Raw genomic sequence first — 18,326 nt, forward strand, 5'->3', positions numbered from 1 at the left:
GCGGATGGCCACGGCCTGAAAAACGGCGCGCTTAACTGAGTTGCAGCGTTTTCATCTTGCGCCAGAGAGTAGCCCGGGAAATGCCCAGCTCGTCGGCGACGGCCTGCTTATGACCTTTATGACGCTGCAGCAATTCCAGAATACGATCGCGTTCACGCTGCTCCGGTGGCAATGGTGCTTCATCGGGCGGTGCTTCGCCGCGCAGTTCCGGCGGCAGGTCGGCGATGTCAATGCGTGGGCCGGTGCCAATGGCGTGGGCGTAGGTGATGACGTTGTTGAGTTCGCGAATATTACCCGGCCAGCGGTAGGCGAGCAGGGCGTCGAAGGCTTCCTGGCTGACACACTCGATGCTGCGTTCGTTGCGCGCATTCTGTTCGGCAATAAAGTGCCAGCTGAGCATTTCGACATCGCCGAGACGGGCGGTCAGCGGCGGTAAATAGAGCGGCACGACGCGCACCCGGTACATCAGATCCTCGCGAAACTGGCGTTCGGCAACCTGGCGACGCAGCGAGGTATGGGTGGCTGAGATCAACCGGATATCGGTCTGGATCACCTCGCTCGAACCGAGCGGAGTAAAGCAACGGTCCTGCAAAACGCGCAATAAACCCGCCTGAATATCCAGTGGCATCTCGGCGATTTCATCGAGAAACAAGGTGCCGCCATCGGTCAGTTTGAACAGACCGGTGCGATCGGCGGTGGCGCCGGTAAAGGCGCCGCGTTTATGACCGAACAGTTCTGAGGCCATTAATTCGCGCGATAGAGCGGCGCAGTTGATGGCACTGAATTGGGCGTTGGCGCGGCGTGAAGTCTGATGGATAAAGCGTGCGACTAATTCCTTGCCGCTGCCGGTTTGGCCACGGACCAAAATGGAGGCGTCGGTGCGCGCCACACGCTCGGCCTGGGCCATAAAATCGAGCATTTGCGGCGCCACCGTGAGCAGGCCGCCGAAGTTGTGCGGTTGGAACTGGGGCGCGTGCAGATCGCTCATGCCGCGCCTTCCTGAACTGAACTGCCGGCCAGGCGTTGTTCGATTTTGAATTCACACCAGGGCAGGCGCACACCCAGCGTATCGGCGATGCGTTTTAATTCGTCCGGATAACCGCAGATATCGACGCTGATGCCACGATGTTGGCACAGCTCGCAAAAGCGCAATAAAGCCTGAGTGGCGGCGATGCGGGGTTGGTGGGCGTGACTTAAATCCAGTGTCAGCCGCTGGGCGTCATCGGGAATTAACGGCTCCAACCGTTCGGGTAATTGACGGGCGGCGGCGAAATAAAGGCTGCCGGAAATCTGGATGGCGTAATGGCCGTTGTGGCTGTGTTCATCGCTCACCAGCCAGCCATTGTTATCGATGCCATAACGGCGCAGTTGCGGCAGGCTCGATTGCAACAGGAAGATCACCAGGCCGAGACCGGCGCCCAGCAAAATGGCTTCGTGGAAAGCCAGCACCAGAGTGCTGGTGACGGTGACGATAAACAGCGTTCGGGTCTGGCGGTTGGCGCGCAGCACCGAGGTGATCTGCTCCGGCTTGAGCATCGACAGCGCCGTGGCGACCAACAAGCCGGCGATCACTGGTTGTGGAATGGCGCGAATCAGATCGGCGCCGAACAGCAGAACGGGCAGCAACACCGCTGCGGCAATAAAGGGTGCCCAGCGACTGGTGGCGCCGCCGATATCGAGCAACACCGAGCGCGTCAGGGAAGTGCTGGCCGGGAAGGCACCGACCAGACTGCCGGCTAAATTGGCCACGCCCTGGCTGCCGAGTTCGGCACGCAGATAGCGCTGTTCCTGGCGGTTGCGCAGGGTAACGATCAGTTCCAGCGAGCCGATAAAGGCGACCGCAAAACCGGGCACAATCAGCGCCTGTATCATCTGCCAGTTAGGCAGTTGGGTGGCCAGTTGCGGCCAGCCGTCGGTGATGACGGTGCTTTGTTCCAGAGTGATCCAACGTTCGATAAACCCCCAGGGCGCAAACCAGACCAGCGCAATACTGCCGATCAGTGCCGCCAGCGGAATGGGCCAGCGCGGCAGATAACGTCGGCCGAGTACGACGGATAACAAGGCTGCCGCCGCCAGTCCCAGGGCAGCCGGTTCGATGGCGGACAGATCGATTTGAGTCAGCCGATAAATTTCATCGACCACGGTACGCACGCCGTTAAAGGGCGCACCGAGAAATTCGTCCAGTTGCATCAAGGCAATGATGATGGCGGCGCCGGTGGAGAAACCGAGCAGTACCGCTTCGGGAACAAAGTCGAAAACCCGCTCAGCACGCAAGGCAACAATCATCAAGCGCGATAAACCAGCCAGCACGCTGAGCGTCACCATGGCGGTCAATAACAGGTCGGGGTTATCGGCCCAGGGGGCCAGACTGGTGAGGATGATCAGACCGGTGGTGTTGGTCGGGCCCACAGTGACGTGCGCACTGCGGCCGACAACGGCGGCGATCATGCCCGGCACGATGGCCGTTACCAGGCCGTACATCGGTGGCAGGCCCGACAACATGGCGTAGGCCAGACATTGCGGAATGCCGACTAAAGCAACGAGCAGACCGGCGTTAAGGTCGCCGGTCGAAGGTAGGGAAAACGACTTCATTCGCGCCAGAATCAAGCCTCGCCCATGGCCGCACGGTAGAGAATGCTGCTGCGGTTACCGCTGCGGCAATAGCCCAATACCTTGTCGTTTTGTTGCAGGACCGAACGCAGAGTTTCGGATTGCTCGGCGGAGAAAACCGGGCCGTTCATCGGCAGCATATAGAACTTCAGACCGGCGGCTTCGGCAGCGCTTTGGATATCGGCAGCCGGGGTTTGATCGGCCGCTTCACCATCGGGTCGGTTGCAGACGATGGCTTGAAAACCCTGGGCTTTAGCTTCGGCAACATCGTCGAGGCTGATCTGTGGTGCGACCCAATAATTCGTGGCCAGTTGAGTGGCGTTCATCGGTGAATCCTCTTGGTAGGAAAGGATGATGGGGATGCATGCTAACACAGGGTATCTGGCGTGCGACTGCCTCTAAGCGACGCAGCGTTCCGGATACACTTGATTAAATATTAGCAAAAACTAATTTAAAGGCGAGTTGCGGTAATTCAAGTGGTTTGTGCAAGGCCTGCCAGGTGGCGTTGTTGAGTGCTTGCAGTCTTTGATAAAAGCTCTATGTTATTTGCTATTGGCCGGTTATTTTCGTAAGCCTGTAACACATCGACAAGCGTTCGAATAAACCTTCGCCGGCGGATGTCCGCCAGCGATTTCCTCCAACGACAACAACAATAAAACCGGTCCTGACAACGAGGAGAAGTCCATGATTCTCGACCATACTCTTGGTATTTTTACGCACCCAGATAGTGAGTGGTCACTGATTCGCCAGCAGCGTCGTTCCAAACTGATGGAATACCTGACGCACGTTCCCATCCTGGCGCTGATTCCCGCAATTTGCTTCTACATCGGTGTGGTGCATGTTGGCTGGTCTCTCGCTGACGGTCCGAAAACCACCCTGACCGCAGAGAGCGGATTGGTGTTGTGCGTACTGAGTTATCTGGCTGCTCTGGTCGGGGTGTGGATTTTTGCGGAATTCATTAACTGGATGTCGCGCACCTATTCGGATGAAACCACCGATCAACACCATGGCATGGCGCTGGCGGTCTACACCACAGCGCCGATTTTTCTCGCCAGTATCGTCGGCATCTGGCCGGTGTTGTGGTTGAACGTTGTGGTCTTTGTCTTGGCGGCGGCTTATTCGGTGTATCTGATTTATGAAGGCATGCCGATTGTGATGAACATCCCCAAAGAACGCGCCTTTATGTACGCCACCTCGGTGATAACCGTGGCTCTGGTGCTGCTGGTTTCGATGCGTGTGGGTACGGTCATCGTCTGGTCGGCGGGCTTTGGTCCGGAATACGTCGTGCACGGCTGATCCCATAAAAAACCGCCCGCTGTTGTGGCGGGCGGTTTGATTTTTTCTGACTGATCCAATCCCTTCTCGTTCATTAAATTCCTTCTCTCTAACTAAATTCCCACCAGGGCAGATAGGTGTAATAGCCATCGCTGTCGCGGCGACTGACGCCATCGCTCAGAAAGCGCAGTTCCACCCAATCATAACCACTGCTGATGCGCACTCTGCCGGCGTGCGGGAAGGTTGCGCCACGATAAAAGTGCACGCCTTCCAGCGTATCCAGGCGGGCGCTGCCGCTGTAGCGGGCGTCGTCCAGGTAAAGGCTGGCGTCGGCGAGCAAGCGGAAGTCGGTGGCGTCGAGTTCTTCGATGCGCACATCCAGACCACTGAGTTTGACGCTCTGGAAACTGTTGTTCAGCCGCAGATAGCCATTGAGTCGCGCATCCAGGCTGACGATTTCAGCAAAGGCGTCGTCGTACCAGCCGCGCACGTCGTAAACCAGCCGACTGTTCAGGGTACTCAGTCCCAACCAGCTGCTGGTGCCGCACTGGGTGGCGGTGGCGGTCAGTCCCAGTTCAACCCAGGTCATGCCGCCGCTGTAGGTTTCGGTATCGCCAAAGGCTTCGGTGGCGGTGTAGCCGCCAAAGCTGCAACTGTCGCTGTCGAACAGATAGGTGCTGGTGGTTTCTATGGGCAGGGCGCGTGTTGCAGCGCGGCTCGAGGGTGATAAATAGTCATCCGGGTTTTCCAGCATGTCGATGCTGCTGGCACCCAGGGCGTAGGGCATCAGCGCGGTGCGGGTCAGGAAGGTGGTGCTGAATTCGCTGACCGGCGTGGAGCCGTAGGGCGCGTAAGGGTCGACTTCAACGTAGCAGCCGGCGAGTAACAGCGAGCTGAGAGCGGTAAGCAACAGTGAGCGGACCATGGCTATTCCTGGGTGCGATTCGAGGTGTCGCTACTGTGGCCTGTACTGACTGAATGCTTTCTGAACTGGCGCCGGGCAGCGGTGGGTACGTTCAGTTTCAATTCAGTCTGAGGTTACCTGAGGATCATTTTGCAAGTTGTGCAGAGGCTCCCTAGTATCAGCCTTTGCTAAATCACAGGGTTTGAGTAATGACGCAGTCGAACAATCCGGTTCTGGTTCAGGTCATCCGTGGCGGTGCGGTGGAAAGCGAACATCGCGGCCGCGCCTTGGTGATGACGTCTGCCGGCGCAACGCTCTGGTCGCTCGGTGATGTCGATACGCCGACGTACCCACGCTCGGCCATCAAGGCGTTCCAGGCGCTACCGATGCTGGCCAGTGGTGCGCATCAGGCGTTCGCGCTCGACGACGAAGAGCTGGCGCTGTGCTGCGCCTCCCACAATGGCGAGCCCGAGCATACGGCGGTTGCCGATCGGTTTCTGGGCAAGCTGGGCCTGGCCGCAGGCGATTTTGAATGCGGCCTGCAATGGCCATCGCATCAGCCGGCTTTTATTGATCTGGCCTGGCAGCACGCCAAGCCGGATGGGCGGCACAACAACTGTTCTGGCAAGCATCTGGGCATGCTGGCGCTGGCGCGGCATCAAGGCTGGCCGACGCAGGGTTATGTGGGTGTCGATCACCCGGTGCAGCAGGCGATTCGCGACTGTATCGAACAATGCTGTGATGTTGAATTGACCAGCGCGCCGCTGTCACCCGATGGCTGCACCGCACCCACCTGGGCCATGCCGCTGCATCGTTTGGCGTTGGGTTTTGCGCGTTTTGCCGACCCGCAATATCTGCCCGAACCCTACCGCGATGGTGCGCGTCGTTTGCATCAGGCTGTCAGCAAGCATCCCTTTATGGTCGGTGGCAGCGAGCGATTCTGCAGCGAAGCCATGCAGACCCTGGGTGATCAGGCGTTTTTGAAGATTGGTGCCGAAGGGGTTTATATAGCAGCCTTGCCCGAGCTGAAATTGGGCGTGGCGTTGAAGCTGGATTCCGGTTCAGCCGATGCCGCTGAAGTGGCGATGGCAGCCATTCTGAATCAGTTGGGCTTGTCGCTACCACAGCGCTGGCAACAACCGCCGATCCGCAATCGCAATGGCCTGGTGACCGGTCAGTGGCAGCCGGTCACCGAGGCATTTAGCGATCTGAACGTCAGTCGCTGACGCGAATGGCGATCTTGCCGCGGGCATGGCCGCCCTGGCTCAGTTCGAACGCCTTGGCGGTGTCGGCCAGCTCGAAAGTGGCTGCCAATGGCACGGTGAGGGCACCGGCATCGGCCATATCGGCCAGCGCTTGCAAATCGGTATCACTGGGGCGTACCCAGACCATCTGACCGCCGGCTTCGGTGACGCCACCGTCGGCAATAGAAGCGTGGCGACCGCCCGCTTTGAGTACCGCCTGAGTCACCTCCAGCACGCCGCCGACAAAATCGGCCACCAGATCGACACCGTCCGGCGCCAGCGCTTTAACCCGGTCGGTTAAACCGTCGCCATAAGCCACCGGTTCGGCGCCCAGCTCGCGCAGGAAATCGTGGTTTTTCTCGGATGCTGTGGCAATGACCCGCGCGCCAAAGTGCTTGGCAATCTGCACACCCAGAATGCCAACACCGCCGGCGGCATTGTGAATCAGCACGGTTTCATCTTGTTGCAGACCCAAACGGGTGAGCAGTTGGTAGGCGGTGAGACCGGCCAAGGGCAAAGCACCGGCTTCATCCCAGCTCAACGCCGCCGGCTTACGCGCCAGTGCCCGCACCGGCACGGTGGCGTATTCGGCGTAGGTGCCGTCGTTGACCATATCGCGGCGGGCGTAGCCGATGACTTCATCGCCGACTTTAAATTCCGGCACGTCCATGCCGACCTGTTCGACCACGCCGGCGACATCCCAGCCGGGGGTGACGGGGAACCAGGTGTGCAGCACCGGGTCCAGATAACCCATCATGATTTTCCAGTCGACCGGGTTCACCGAGGCGCTTTTGACTTTGACCAGCACATCATCCGGCCCGACTTTGGGGATGGGTTGGTCGGTCAGTTGCAAGACGCTGTTGTCGCCGTATTGGTCGTAGGTGATGGCTTTCATGCTCGACATGGTGGCTTCCTGATTGAGAGTTGTAGAGCGAGCAGATTAGGGCGTTAAACAGGGATTCAAGCGCGCACAAAAAAGGGTGGCCGAAGCCACCCCTGATAAAGCCGAACGAGGCAGCGCGGTTACCAGATCAGCACACCCACGAAGGTTGATACCAGCAAACCCAGCACCACCGGCAGGAACAGCGCTCGTACCGCTTCGAGTACCGGTACCCGGGCGAAACCCGCGACCGCAATCAGTGATGACCAGGCCACCAGCGTACCGCCGCCAGTCCAGATGGCACCCATCTGACCAATGGAGGCGAGAGTGGCGGCATCGACATTCACCGTCTGACCCAGAGCGCCAGCCAGCGCACCGGTTAACGGCAGGCCGGAGAAGCCGGAACCGTCAGCACCGGTGATCATGCCAATCAGCAGCAGACCGAAGGCAACGAAGAAACCATTGTGCGGAATGATGCCCTGAGCCGCCTGAACCAGATCGAACAGAAAGCCCGGAGCCGGCTCGCTCAAACCCATAATGGAAGTGGCAGTGCCACCATTACCCATAAAGAAGAAACCGGCGATCGGCAGCACGGCGCCCATGGCTTTAAAAGCAAACACCAGACCATCGGTGATGTGATCGGACGCCACCGACAGCACCTGCTTGCCGGCACCGGCGAGCGTCGCCAGCACCAGGATCAGAGCAGCAACACCACCGACCAGGGCCGCACCGCTACCACCTTCCATTCCCGGCAGAGCATCGGAGTACTTGGCCAACACCATATAGAAGATGATGGCCAGGAAAGCGGCCGGCACGACGATGGCAAAGACCGTGGACCATTTATCCAGAGTGGCCTTGGATACGTTGTCGGTGGAATCCTGTTCATCGATCAGGCGGCTGGCCTGAGACAACTGCGCCTTGCCCGAGAAGCTGCCCATATGGCGATTCTTCTCTTTCTGCTTTTCCAGCACTTCCTGGCTTTCCAGGTTGTCGCCCTGTTCCCACACCTGAATGCGGGCGGCATCCGGACCCATGATGTTTTTACGGAAACCCATGTAGCCGAACAGCAGCGCGACCATACCGGTGATGATCGACAACACGAAAGCGCGATCGGACACCAGATTGACGTCCACACCGGCGGCACCGGCACTGATGCCCGGTGCCACCTGAATGATGTAATCCGCCGACAAGGCCATGCCCTGACCGGCAATGGCAATCGCCAGTGCGGCGCCCATGGCGGGCAGACCGGCTGCGATGGCCGCCGGAATCAGGATGGCACCGACCAGCGGAACCGCTGGAGTTGGCCAGAAGAACAGGGAAATCAGGTAGGTCACAAAGGCCAGCACGATGTAGGCGATGTGGCCGTTGGACATCACTTTCTGGAACGGCATGATCATCTTCATGTCCGATCCCAAGTGCCGCAACGAGCCAAGCAAAGCGGTCATCAGGGCGATGATCAAAAAGATATTAAACAGCTCGGCCGCGGCGGTCATGCTGGCATTAAACACCGACATAAAACCGATGACAGGGCTGCCGGTGTAGGCCAAGGCCACAAAGAAAGTTGCGGCGATGGCGGGTACAACGACGGTGGTCCGGAAGATCATGGTCACAATTATCGACACCATACCCGCCAGATATAACCAGTGGGCCAGCGTCAGGGTTACGCTCTCGTTCATTGTCTCACCTGTTTTTGACTCTCGTTTTAGTTAGGACTCGGTTACCTGGCATAAGGCATCGATTTCGATGGCCGAACCGCCGGGCAAGGACGCCACACCGATCGCTGATCGGCTGTGCAGACCTCGCTCTGCGAAGATCTCGACCAAAAGATCCGATGCCCCATTGGCAACCCAGGGCAGCTCTTCAAAGTCTTCGGTGCAGTTGATGAAGACGGTCAACTTCAGACATTGCACCAGTCGATCCCAGTCACCCCCGCACACCTCATGCAATTGACTGATCAGATTCAGCGCACACAGGCGCGCTGCACTCTGAGCCGTCTGCCGATCGAGATCGCGACCCACCTTGCCGCGGTACACCAACTCACCATTGCGCTTGCAGGTCTGGCCGGAAATAGACACCAGGCCGGCATGGCTCAGGTAGGGTCGGTAATGCCCCGCTGCCGGGTTGGGCTTGGGCAGTTCAATGCCCAGCTCGCTCAATCGTTGCTTGATGGCGGTCATGGGGTACTCCCTCTTGTGTCACTTGCCGATGCAGTCCCCGACCTCAGCGCGAGGAAACTGCGGTTCATTAACCTGAAGCAGCGTTTCCTCCTGTCGCGTTGGTCAGAGCTTGCAAGGTGCAAGCAGGTGGCATCCGTCAGACATAAGGGTTCTGCGCCCCTTGCGGCCGGCCGATGCCCGTTACCCGGGTTCTGTGAAGAGCGTTCTAAACGAGCGAAACGAGTGCTTTTCTTGTTGTTCGTTTCAAGTTGAGCCGATCTCGGTCCAAGCCGGCTCTTATTATGGTATCGACGCCTCTTGAGGCGGCGACCCTTATTATCCTTGCGACAACTCCAGATCCTCAGTCACCCAAAGCTGACAGGCTAAGCGATAGCCTTCTTGCAGCTTGGAACCGAGCATCTTTTTTTCTTTCCAATTCGGGGCCGGCAAATTGTCCTGGCCATCGATGATGCGACACGCACAGGTGGCGCACTTGCCCATACCGCATTTGTAATTCAGATGCGGGTAGGGGAACTGGCGAATACCGGCGCGCACCACCAGATTGGCGTTATCCGGGATTTCGCCCTGGTGCACTTCCCCGTTTTTGTGAAACTTGATCATGGGCATAACAATCGTCCTGTTACTTCATTCTTCTTAATGGGTAATCACGCCAGCCAGATGCCGCCATAGACCAGCGAGGCGGCGACCACCAACGCCGGATGCAGCTTCAACACCATCAGCGCCAGTGCGGCGACGGCTGCTATGGCAACGGTCTGCACCATGCCGATCGACATCAGGCCTTCTTGAAAAAACGACACCGTCAGCAGCGCCATCAGCAGAGTGATGACCGGCCGGACCCAGGCGCTCATGCGTTTGACCTGGTGTGAATCCTTAAAGCGAACCATCAGACCGAGGGCGGCGATCATCAGCAGCAAAGAGGGCGCAATGGTCGCCAGCAGCGCCACGATCGAACCGCCAACACCAGCGACCTCATAACCGATCTGGCCGGCCATCTTGGTGGCGATCGGACTGGGCAGCGCATTGCCGATGGCCAGTGTCTGGGCGAATTCGGACGACGCCATCCAGCCATAGCGGCCGACGACTTCGGCTTCGATCAAAGGAATGATCGCCGGACCACCGCCATAGCCGATGATGTTGGGAATAAAGAAGGCGACGAAGAGGTGCAGATAGATCATGACTGCGACTCCCGCTTCGACCAGGGCCAGCGAATCTGCTTGGGCAGCACCAGCGCCGCTGTCAGCAGCGTCAGAATGATCAGCGCCGGGTGCACCGCCAGACCGACAATCAGCCCAGCTGCCAACAGCAACATCACCAGACTCACCGGCCAGCCCAGGCTTTGGCGTGACTTATTCAGAAAGTCCCAGCACAACTGCAGCATCATAATCGCCACCACCGGCACCACACCCAGCGCCATGCCACGAATCCAGGCGACATCTTGATAAAACGCCACAGCACCGAGCGCCACGATCAGCGCGATCACCATGGGCACGGTGATGGCAATAACCGCCAGCACACAACCGCTGATGCCAGCCACTCGATAACCCACATAGCCAGGCAGCTTGGTAGCGATGGGGCCGGGCAGAGAATTGGCGATCGCCAGCACATCGGAGAAATCGTCTTCTTGCAGCCATTGATGACGCTTGACCACTTCATGATGGATCAGCGGGATCATCGACGGACCGCCACCAAAGCCAACCAGGCCGGTGCGTAGAAAGGCGGTGAAGAGAGCTGCGTGTTGCGTCATGCCAATTCCCAACTGAAAGCAAACCATCAAGCCGACGGTGGTCGGCGGAGTAAAACAATCGACGTTCAACAGCATGATGGACATGTTTTTGAAAAATCGATTTTCAGGAACCTTAGTGCAGCCGAAAAAGAAGAGTCAAGGATTTTTTGGTTTATGGTATACCATTAGCGCAACGAGAAATGAGATGAATCTATGACACGAAGCAAGCTGCAACCCATCAATACCCTGTCCACCCAGGTGTTCACCGCCTTGCGTGAAGATTTGTTAAACGGCCATTACCCGGCCGGTGACAAGATCGGCATCACCCAATTACGCGACCGCTATCAGGTCGGCCTGAGCCCGTTGCGCGAGGCGTTGAACCGGCTCGCCGCCACCGGGCTGCTGAATCTGGAAAGCCAGCGCGGTTTTCGGGTGCCGAGGCTGTGCGCTGAAGAACTCGAAGACATCGTCCAACTGCGCATCGAGCTGGAAGGCATGGCGGTCACGCGCTCGCTCAAGCTCGGCGATGCCGACTGGGAAGCGGAGTTGCTGGCGGCGGGCCATCGCCTTAAGCAGGCCAGCGGCGACGGCATGAAACTCAGTGACTGGGAGGTGCTGCACGCCCAGTTTCATTCGGTATTGCTGTCGCGCTGCCAGTCGCCCTGGATGCTGCGTTTCATTCGTCAGTTGCATGAGCAGTTCGACCGTTACCGCCGTCAGGCACCGCGCCAGCCGACCGTCCGGGCAGCGTTGGATCAGCAGCATGAAGATATGGTGCAACTGGCGCTGAGCCGCGATATAGCAGGCATGCGCGACCTGGTAGAGGCTCATATCCGGCTGTCGAACGAAGTGGCCAGTGGCAGCTGCGGTTAGCAAAACCACATCTTTCTTGTGTGCTTTTTTGGTCTATGGTATACCAAAAATAGATCAAGTCGTCGCCAACTCAGCGGCGCCTAATTATCAAAAGTGAATGACCAAGGGTGAGAGGCTACACAATGAATTCCTACGTTCTGGCGGATATGACCTGGCCGGAAGTGGCGGATGCGCTGAAAACCGTGCAGATCGCCATCATTCCGGTGGGCGCACACGAACAACACGGTCCGCATATGGCCGAAAGCTGTGACGGCGTGCTGGCCGAAGCCATGGCCAAAAAACTGGCTGAGCGACTGTTTCCCGATGTGCTGGTGGCGCCAACGGTGGCCATGGGCATTTCGCCGCACCATATGAATTTCCCCGGTACCATCACCCTGCGCCCGGAAACGATGCTCGCGCTGCTGCGCGACATGGTGCATTCGCTGAAACAGCACGGCATCCGCAAGTTTTTGTTTATGAACGGTCACGGCGGCAACCAGCCGGTGCTGGGCGTGGCGGCGGCGTCGCTGGCGCAGGAACTGGAGGTGGAGTGCTACTACGCCAAGACCACCGCCTCGGCCAAAGAAGCCACCGGCCGTCATGTTAAATCCCAGTTGTTCGGTCACAGCTGTGAACGCGAAGTATCCGAAGCCTACTATCTGGCGCCGCATCTGGTGCGTCCGGAAAAACTGGAAAAAGGCGACATCCGCACCGGTGAACGCTGGGAAAACCTGCGTCCGGGCAAGCCCATTCAGGGCTTTTACACCTATGACGAAATGACCCGCAACGGCTGCATTGGTGATGCCACCCAGGCCAGTCTGGAAGCCGGTCAGGAAATCGTAGAGCAGGCGCTGGATGCATTGGTCGATGCCACCAGAGCGTTGATGGACTGAAGCCGCCCTGGCGTTTCAACACCTAACAGAGGAAGCCCGCATGTACGTGGTTCTGACCAGCAAGGTCAATGAATACGATGCCAGCCCGGAACGGGGACTGACGGTTTTGAAAACCTTCGATTATTACTTCTACGACCGCTGCACTACGGCCTTCAGCATCGCTCATGTCGATACCGACGGCGCCCGGGTTCGCATCACCGAAACCGGCGAGGGCGGTACGGTGAATTCGATACCGGTGAAGTTCTTTGAGTCGTTCGAGTCACTGCAGGAGGCCGAGGCAGAACTGCATCAGCTGACGCGCTCGCCGCTGATGCGCATTCGCCTCGAAGAGCGGGCGGCGGCTTAATACAGAATTAACCGCTGCCGGTTGGCAGCGGCTGCTATCAGGCGCTGTGTTGTTGTGCTGCTGCGGCGTCGGCCTGCGCCTGGACGCTGGCTTTTAAATAGGCGTTGCGGGCTTTTTCGACGTGCACCCGGGCGTAGTTTTCGGCCAGGCCTTCCTGGCCGTCGCGCACCGCGATCAGAATGTTCAAATGCTCTTTCAACGCTTCCATGGCGCGACCGGGTGTCTGGCTGCTGAGGTTGGTGAAGGCGCGCACGTAGTCTTTCAGTTCCATCAGCATTTCGTGCAGACGGATGTTTTTCGACGCCTTACCGATCAGGTCGTTGTATTGCAGGTTGATGTCCAGATGGGTGCCGGAATCGCTGATTTGTTCTGGATGCTGTTCGATGGCTGCCAGCGCGGCGATGGCCTGATCGAATTCGACCCGGGTCTGCTCATCGATTTTCTGTGCCGCCAGCCGCGCCGCCAGCGATTCCAGCGATGACAGAATTAAAAACACCTCGAGAATCTCATCGCGCGAAATTTCATTCACCACCACGCCTTTGCGCGGCACGGTGGAGACAAATTTTTGCGACTCCAGTCGAAACAGCGCTTCGCGAATCGGTGTGCGGCTGATGTTCAGTTTGTCCGCCAGATTACGCTCCACCAGACGGTCACCGGCTTTGAATTCGCCGCGCAGAATGGCGTCTTTAATGTAGGAGTAGACCTTGTCCCGGATCGGTGCGAGATCCTTGTCGCTCCAAGGTAGATTGATGTTGTTGTCGGACAGGCTCATGGCTGGGAAGGCATCACCGTTGTTCAAAAGTGGGCCGATGGTATCACAACGCAGCGTCGGTGGTTCAGTGGCGCAGCCGGCGCAGGCTGATCAGCGTCGCTGCCAGACTGATCAACAAGGCCAGCAATAGCGGCCACAGCATAGCACCGGGCGACACCGACCAGGCCAGCGCAAAACTGGCCGATCCCAGGCTTTGCCCCAGCGTACGTACCGTGGCCAGCACACCCGAGGCGGTTGAGCTGAGCGACAGCTCCACCTGCGCCATCACCTCATGATTGTTCGGCGCCTGGAAAAAGCCATAGCCCAAACCGCTGATCACCGAGGCCACCAGCAACAGCGGCAATTGCAGGCTGACGGCGCCGATTAACAGCAGCAATAAACCGACCACGAACAGCGCCAGCCCGGCGGTGGATAAAGCGGCCGGGTTGAGCCGATCGGACAGACGACCGGCCAGCGGACCCGACACCAGCAAGGCAATCGGCCAGGGCGAGAACAGCACCGCAGCCATCAGCGGCCCGTGCTGAAAATCGCTTTGATAGAGAAATGACAGCGCGACAAAAGTCAGACCCTGGGCGGTGAACGCCAGCAGCGTCACCACGATGGCCAGGCTGAAACGGCGGCGTCGGAAAATCGACAAGGGCACCAGTGGATAGCTGGCGCGCCCTTCGCGACGCACAAAGAGCGCCAGAGCCAGGGCGGCGGTTGCCAGCAGCAACACAGGAATCCAGCTGTCAGCGCCATGGCCGAGGCGTTCCAGGCTGAGCAGCAGGCAGGCCATCAGCAGCGCCGAATAGAGCCCGCCGAGCCAATCGAAACGCCGCCGTTGGGCCGGTTCCGGCGTCAGAGCGGTTGCGCTGAGCCAGAGCGCGGTCAGCGCCAGTGGCAGATTCAGCGCAAAGATCCACGGCCAGTCGGCCAGATAAAGAATCACACCCGCCAGGCTGGGACCGCCAGCGAGACCGGTGGCAACCACCAGCGCATTGATCGCCAATGCCTGGCCTAAACGATTGGCCGGATAAATAGTGCGTAACAGCGCCGGCCCCAGGCTAAGCAGCGCTGCACCACCCAGTCCCATCCAGATTCGCGCCACGATCAGCCAGACAAAACTGTCAGCCAGCAGCGCCAGGCCGGCGCCAGCAGCAAACAACAGCAGACCAGCCAGATAGAGGCGTTTGCGACCGATAACATAACTTAAGCCTGACGCCAGCATCAGGCTGGCAGCGCACACCAACTGATAGCTGGTCGATATCCACACCGCTTGCGACTCGGCAATCGATAGACCTGCCGCCATGCTCGGCAACGCCAGATTCACCATGCCCAGATCGAGCACCGCGATCAGCGTGCCCAGGGCCACCGCCAGACTGGCGCGTCGATTAATGGGTGTTGTGGCGGCGGGCGGTGTAGGCGGCATCAGAGGTCCTGCTGACTGGCGTAAAAATGGATGGCGATGGTATACCAATATTCCATTTCGAGCCATGGTCGACCGCTGTTTAGCCCGGTCGTCAGCGCTAAAAAGAGGGTTGAAACATTCGCTTCAATATCAACTCGAATCAAGGACCGATCAGCTTTTCATAAGAGTATTCGGGCATCGATGACGATGACTGGGGTAAAAAATCGATTTTCGTTCTTGACTTGATGGTATACCAAAGTTAGGTTTGAACTCAGCTGTTTGGTATACCAAAAACCAATTAGCAATGAGATAAGACAAACAGAGAGTACAAAACAACCGACCACGTCGAGGGTCGCGTCAGCGGCACAACGGCGTCAGGCATAAAGGTGAGAACAATGGCTGAATTGATGAACCGTGAAGAATTCCGTGCCGCTCTGGAGCAGGCGATCAAAGGCAAAAGCGCTAACAAGGCGCCGTTCAGTGTGGCCTGGGCCAGCGGCAAGCTGAGCCGTGACCATCTGTCGCGCTGGGCCGAAAACCACTATCACTATGTGGGCCCGTTCGCCGACTATCTGGCTTATATCTACGCCAACACCCCAGAGCAATACACCGAAGCCAAAGACTTCCTGCTGCAAAACATGAGCGAAGAGGAAATCAGTGGCGATCGTCACACCGATCTGCTGATCCGTTTTGCCGAAGCCTGCGGCACCACGCGCGAGCGCGTCGAAAATCCGGACAACATGTCACCGACCACCCGTGGTCTGCAAAGCTGGTGCTACGCCATCGCCATGCGTGAGCATCCGGTTGTGGCGGTCGCTGCTTTAGTGGTCGGTCTGGAATCTCAGGTGCCCTCTATCTACCGCAAGCAGACGCCTGTGCTGCGTGAGCAATACGGCTTCACCGACGAAGAAGTCGAATTCTTCGACCTGCACATCGTCTCCGACGAGATTCACGGCGAACGCGGTTACCAGATTGTGCTGGAACACGCCGACACCGTTGAGCTGCAGCAACGTTGCCTGAAGATCTGTGAAATCGGTGCGCAGATGCGTCTGCTCTACACCACGGCGCTGTACCACGATTACGTGGCCGATGAGCTGCCGTTGTCTGAGCTGGACATGGGTCAGGCTGCTTAAGCGCTGATACCAAATACCACCACCGGCTTACCGGCCGGTCGGTGGTGTCATCCGGCATCCGCTGCGATGACTGAAATCCTGTTGGATGTTTCCCGACCGGGCTGACGATCTCAGCCGGGCGGTCGGGTTATATCTGGACTTCCCAAGGGGAGAGACACCATGACCGATTATCTGAATTACATCGATGGACAGTGGCAGCCATCGGTCAGCAACTGCCAGTTTGAAAGCCGTAATCCGGCCAACCGCGAAGAAGTCGTCGGTCGTTTTCAGGCGTCACTGGATGCGGATGCCAAGGCGGCTATCGAAGCGGCCGAACGCGCCTTCGAGAGCTGGAAAAAAACACCGCTCGGTCAGCGTGCCAAGGTGTTGAATAAGGCGGCCGATTATCTGGAAGCCAAGGTTGAACAGTTCGCCGAAGAGCTGACTCGTGAAGAAGGCAAACTGCTGTCGAACAGTCGCATGGAAATTCTGCGCTCGGCGCAGACGCTGCGCTTTTACGCTGTCGAAGGCACTACTTTTACCGGCGAGACTTATCCATCGGATGATCCGGCGATGCTGGTCTATTCCCAGCGCGAACCGCTCGGTGTGGTCAGCGTGATTACGCCGTGGAATTTCCCGATTTCCATTCCCGCCCGCAAGATCGCCCCGGCACTGATCACCGGCAACACCGTGGTGTTCAAACCCTCTTCCGATACGCCGTTGGTGGGTTTGCGTCTGGCGGAAGCTCTGGTCGCCGGTGGCGTTCCCGCCGGTGTATTCAACTTTATTACCGGTGCTGCCAGCGACGTCGGTCAGGCCTTGACCACCCATCCGGCGATTCGCGCCATCACCTTTACCGGCTCCACCGATGCGGGTGAACGCATCCATCGCGCTGCAGGTTTAACCACCCGTACCCAGATGGAACTCGGTGGCAAAAACCCGCTGATCGTGCTCGATGACGCCGACATCGACACCGCTGTGAAGCTCACCGTTCAGGGTGGTTTTTCACTCACCGGCCAGGCCTGCACCGGCACCAGTCGGGTGTTGGTAACACCGGCGGTGAAAGACCGTTACCTGGATGCGCTGGTGACCGCCATCGAGCAAATCCGCATCGGCGATGGCATGGACGACAGCACCACCGTCGGCCCGTTGGCGAACCAGAAACAGCTCGACTCGGTGCTGCGTTATATCGCGGCCGGCAAAGCTGAAGCTCGATGGGTGTGCGGCGGTGAAAAGCTGACTGGCGGTGTTTACGACCAGGGTTACTACGTCAGCCCGGCGGTTTTTGCCGACGTTACCGGCGAGATGACCATCGCCCGTGAAGAAATTTTCGGCCCGGTGATCGCCGTGATGGAGGTGGCTGATTACGACGCCGCCATTGTCGAAGCCAACAACACTGAATACGGACTGAGTGCCGCTCTGGTGACCAACGACATCCGCTACATCCAGCGTTTCCCGCTGGAGATCGAAGCCGGCACCGTCAAGGTCAACCGCACCACCACCGGCAACCTGGTGAACGCACCTTTCGGTGGTATCAAACGCTCCAGTACCTCGACCTTCCGTGAATCCGGTCGCACCGGTCTGGAATTTTTTACTCAGGTTAAGACCGTCTACATCGGTCGCTGAACGAATCAGGAGACAGCATGAAATCGTTTTTCCGTCTGGAACTGGCCGAAGCCAAAGTGATGCTTGAAGCCGCCAAGCAAAAGTCCGAAGAGATTGGCGTGTTGGAAACCATCTGCATCTGCGATGAAGGCGGTTTTCCGCTGGCCATGGAACGCATGGATGGCGCGCGCGTCACCGGTCCGCAAATCGCCTGGAACAAAGCCTTCACCGCCGCCGGCCACAAACGTTCGACGCATCTGTTCAATACCGCACCGAACGGACCGGCGCTGCCGGGTAACGAAGCCTTCGGTATTCAGTGGAGTTTTGAAGGTAAGTTTGCGGTTTTTGTCGGTGGTTTTCCGATCGTTGTTGACGGTGAAGTCGTCGGTGGCGTTGGCCTCAGTGGCGGTAATGGCGAGCAGGACACCCAAGCCGGCGTCGCCGCCTTGCAGGCACTGAGCGATTACCTGGCAAGCCAGGGCAAAGAAGTGCTGGTCGCCGCTGATATTAAAAAATAAAACCGGTCGCCACGCCCCGGCGTGG

Annotated in this window: 20 protein-coding genes; 8 read left to right on the plus strand and 12 right to left on the minus strand. The window is 58.4% G+C overall.

Annotated elements, in window-relative coordinates; all coding sequences use genetic code 11:
* Window positions 1-31: 31 nt before the first annotated feature.
* From ACXAE6_RS17415 to ACXAE6_RS17425, 3 genes are read right to left on the minus strand one after another with little or no spacing between them, the layout of a single operon-like run.
* Window positions 32-988, minus strand: coding sequence for a sigma-54 interaction domain-containing protein (locus ACXAE6_RS17415; protein WP_475152018.1), 957 nt, complete (start codon window positions 986-988; stop codon window positions 32-34).
* A complete protein-coding gene (locus ACXAE6_RS17420) occupies window positions 985-2,592 on the minus strand; it encodes a SulP family inorganic anion transporter (protein WP_475152023.1) in 1,608 nt (535 codons plus the stop codon). The genes ACXAE6_RS17415 and ACXAE6_RS17420 overlap by 4 nt, the downstream gene beginning before the upstream one ends.
* 11 nt (window positions 2,593-2,603) lie before the next feature.
* Window positions 2,604-2,936, minus strand: coding sequence for a protein tyrosine phosphatase family protein (locus ACXAE6_RS17425; RefSeq protein WP_475152026.1), 333 nt, complete (start codon window positions 2,934-2,936; stop codon window positions 2,604-2,606).
* 358 nt (window positions 2,937-3,294) lie between these two features.
* Between ACXAE6_RS17425 and ACXAE6_RS17430 the strand changes: the two genes are divergently transcribed.
* On the plus strand, window positions 3,295-3,906 hold the full coding sequence (locus ACXAE6_RS17430) for a Yip1 family protein (RefSeq protein WP_475152028.1): 612 nt from the start codon (window positions 3,295-3,297) through the stop codon (window positions 3,904-3,906).
* A gap of 88 nt (window positions 3,907-3,994) precedes the next feature.
* Here ACXAE6_RS17430 and ACXAE6_RS17435 read toward each other — a convergent pair whose 3' ends face one another.
* Window positions 3,995-4,810: a hypothetical protein gene (locus ACXAE6_RS17435; RefSeq protein ID WP_475152032.1), complete on the minus strand. Its 816-nt coding sequence runs from the start codon at window positions 4,808-4,810 to the stop codon at window positions 3,995-3,997.
* 188 nt (window positions 4,811-4,998) lie between these two features.
* Here ACXAE6_RS17435 and ACXAE6_RS17440 point away from each other — a divergent pair, with 188 nt between their 5' ends.
* Complete coding sequence (locus ACXAE6_RS17440) at window positions 4,999-6,015, plus strand: asparaginase (protein ID WP_475152035.1); 1,017 nt, start codon at window positions 4,999-5,001, stop codon at window positions 6,013-6,015.
* Here ACXAE6_RS17440 and ACXAE6_RS17445 read toward each other — a convergent pair.
* The 6 genes from ACXAE6_RS17445 to ACXAE6_RS17470 all read right to left on the minus strand — a co-directional run bounded on the left by ACXAE6_RS17445 (window position 6,005) and on the right by ACXAE6_RS17470 (window position 10,834).
* Window positions 6,005-6,937 carry an NADP-dependent oxidoreductase gene (locus ACXAE6_RS17445; protein ID WP_475152040.1) on the minus strand — a complete coding sequence of 311 codons (933 nt, stop codon included), beginning with the start codon at window positions 6,935-6,937 and terminating at the stop codon, window positions 6,005-6,007. The genes ACXAE6_RS17440 and ACXAE6_RS17445 overlap by 11 nt on opposite strands.
* Before the next feature lie 119 nt (window positions 6,938-7,056).
* Window positions 7,057-8,589 carry a hypothetical protein gene (locus ACXAE6_RS17450; protein WP_475152045.1) on the minus strand — a complete coding sequence of 511 codons (1,533 nt, stop codon included), beginning with the start codon at window positions 8,587-8,589 and terminating at the stop codon, window positions 7,057-7,059.
* Between the two features lie 30 nt (window positions 8,590-8,619).
* Window positions 8,620-9,090 carry a RidA family protein gene (locus ACXAE6_RS17455; RefSeq protein WP_475152048.1) on the minus strand — a complete coding sequence of 157 codons (471 nt, stop codon included), beginning with the start codon at window positions 9,088-9,090 and terminating at the stop codon, window positions 8,620-8,622.
* 315 nt (window positions 9,091-9,405) lie between these two features.
* Window positions 9,406-9,696 carry a 2Fe-2S iron-sulfur cluster-binding protein gene (locus tag ACXAE6_RS17460; protein WP_475152052.1) on the minus strand — a complete coding sequence of 97 codons (291 nt, stop codon included), beginning with the start codon at window positions 9,694-9,696 and terminating at the stop codon, window positions 9,406-9,408.
* 38 nt (window positions 9,697-9,734) lie between these two features.
* On the minus strand, window positions 9,735-10,265 hold the full coding sequence (locus ACXAE6_RS17465) for a chromate transporter (protein ID WP_475152057.1): 531 nt from the start codon (window positions 10,263-10,265) through the stop codon (window positions 9,735-9,737).
* Entirely contained in the window at window positions 10,262-10,834 is a 573-nt protein-coding gene (locus ACXAE6_RS17470) for a chromate transporter (RefSeq protein ID WP_475152059.1), read from the minus strand. Before ACXAE6_RS17470 ends, ACXAE6_RS17465 begins: the two co-directional genes overlap by 4 nt.
* A gap of 192 nt (window positions 10,835-11,026) precedes the next feature.
* Between ACXAE6_RS17470 and ACXAE6_RS17475 the strand changes: the two genes are divergently transcribed.
* From ACXAE6_RS17475 to ACXAE6_RS17485, 3 genes are all read left to right on the plus strand, one after another.
* Complete coding sequence (locus ACXAE6_RS17475; RefSeq protein WP_475152062.1) at window positions 11,027-11,686, plus strand: GntR family transcriptional regulator; 660 nt, start codon at window positions 11,027-11,029, stop codon at window positions 11,684-11,686.
* A gap of 122 nt (window positions 11,687-11,808) precedes the next feature.
* Entirely contained in the window at window positions 11,809-12,558 is a 750-nt protein-coding gene (locus ACXAE6_RS17480) for a creatininase family protein (protein WP_475152067.1), read from the plus strand.
* Window positions 12,559-12,598: 40 nt separating this feature from the next.
* Entirely contained in the window at window positions 12,599-12,904 is a 306-nt protein-coding gene (locus tag ACXAE6_RS17485) for a hypothetical protein (protein ID WP_475152069.1), read from the plus strand.
* A 37-nt stretch (window positions 12,905-12,941) separates the two neighbouring features.
* On the opposite strand, the gene ACXAE6_RS17490 is transcribed toward ACXAE6_RS17485, so the two are convergent.
* Together ACXAE6_RS17490 and ACXAE6_RS17495 are read right to left on the minus strand one after the other, a co-directional pair.
* Complete coding sequence (locus tag ACXAE6_RS17490) at window positions 12,942-13,676, minus strand: GntR family transcriptional regulator (protein WP_475152071.1); 735 nt, start codon at window positions 13,674-13,676, stop codon at window positions 12,942-12,944.
* Between the two features lie 64 nt (window positions 13,677-13,740).
* Window positions 13,741-15,087, minus strand: coding sequence for an MFS transporter (locus ACXAE6_RS17495; protein ID WP_475152074.1), 1,347 nt, complete (start codon window positions 15,085-15,087; stop codon window positions 13,741-13,743).
* Window positions 15,088-15,461: 374 nt separating this feature from the next.
* Between ACXAE6_RS17495 and ACXAE6_RS17500 the strand changes: the two genes are divergently transcribed.
* The 3 genes from ACXAE6_RS17500 to ACXAE6_RS17510 all read left to right on the plus strand — a co-directional run bounded on the left by ACXAE6_RS17500 (window position 15,462) and on the right by ACXAE6_RS17510 (window position 18,301).
* Entirely contained in the window at window positions 15,462-16,199 is a 738-nt protein-coding gene (locus ACXAE6_RS17500; RefSeq protein ID WP_392805204.1) for a TenA family transcriptional regulator, read from the plus strand.
* Window positions 16,200-16,358: 159 nt separating this feature from the next.
* Window positions 16,359-17,804 carry an aldehyde dehydrogenase family protein gene (locus tag ACXAE6_RS17505; protein WP_475152078.1) on the plus strand — a complete coding sequence of 482 codons (1,446 nt, stop codon included), beginning with the start codon at window positions 16,359-16,361 and terminating at the stop codon, window positions 17,802-17,804.
* Window positions 17,805-17,821: 17 nt separating this feature from the next.
* Complete coding sequence (locus ACXAE6_RS17510; protein WP_475152084.1) at window positions 17,822-18,301, plus strand: GlcG/HbpS family heme-binding protein; 480 nt, start codon at window positions 17,822-17,824, stop codon at window positions 18,299-18,301.
* Window positions 18,302-18,326: the final 25 nt, after the last annotated feature.

Source organism: Saccharospirillum sp. ABV4_185 (assembly GCF_056159245.1).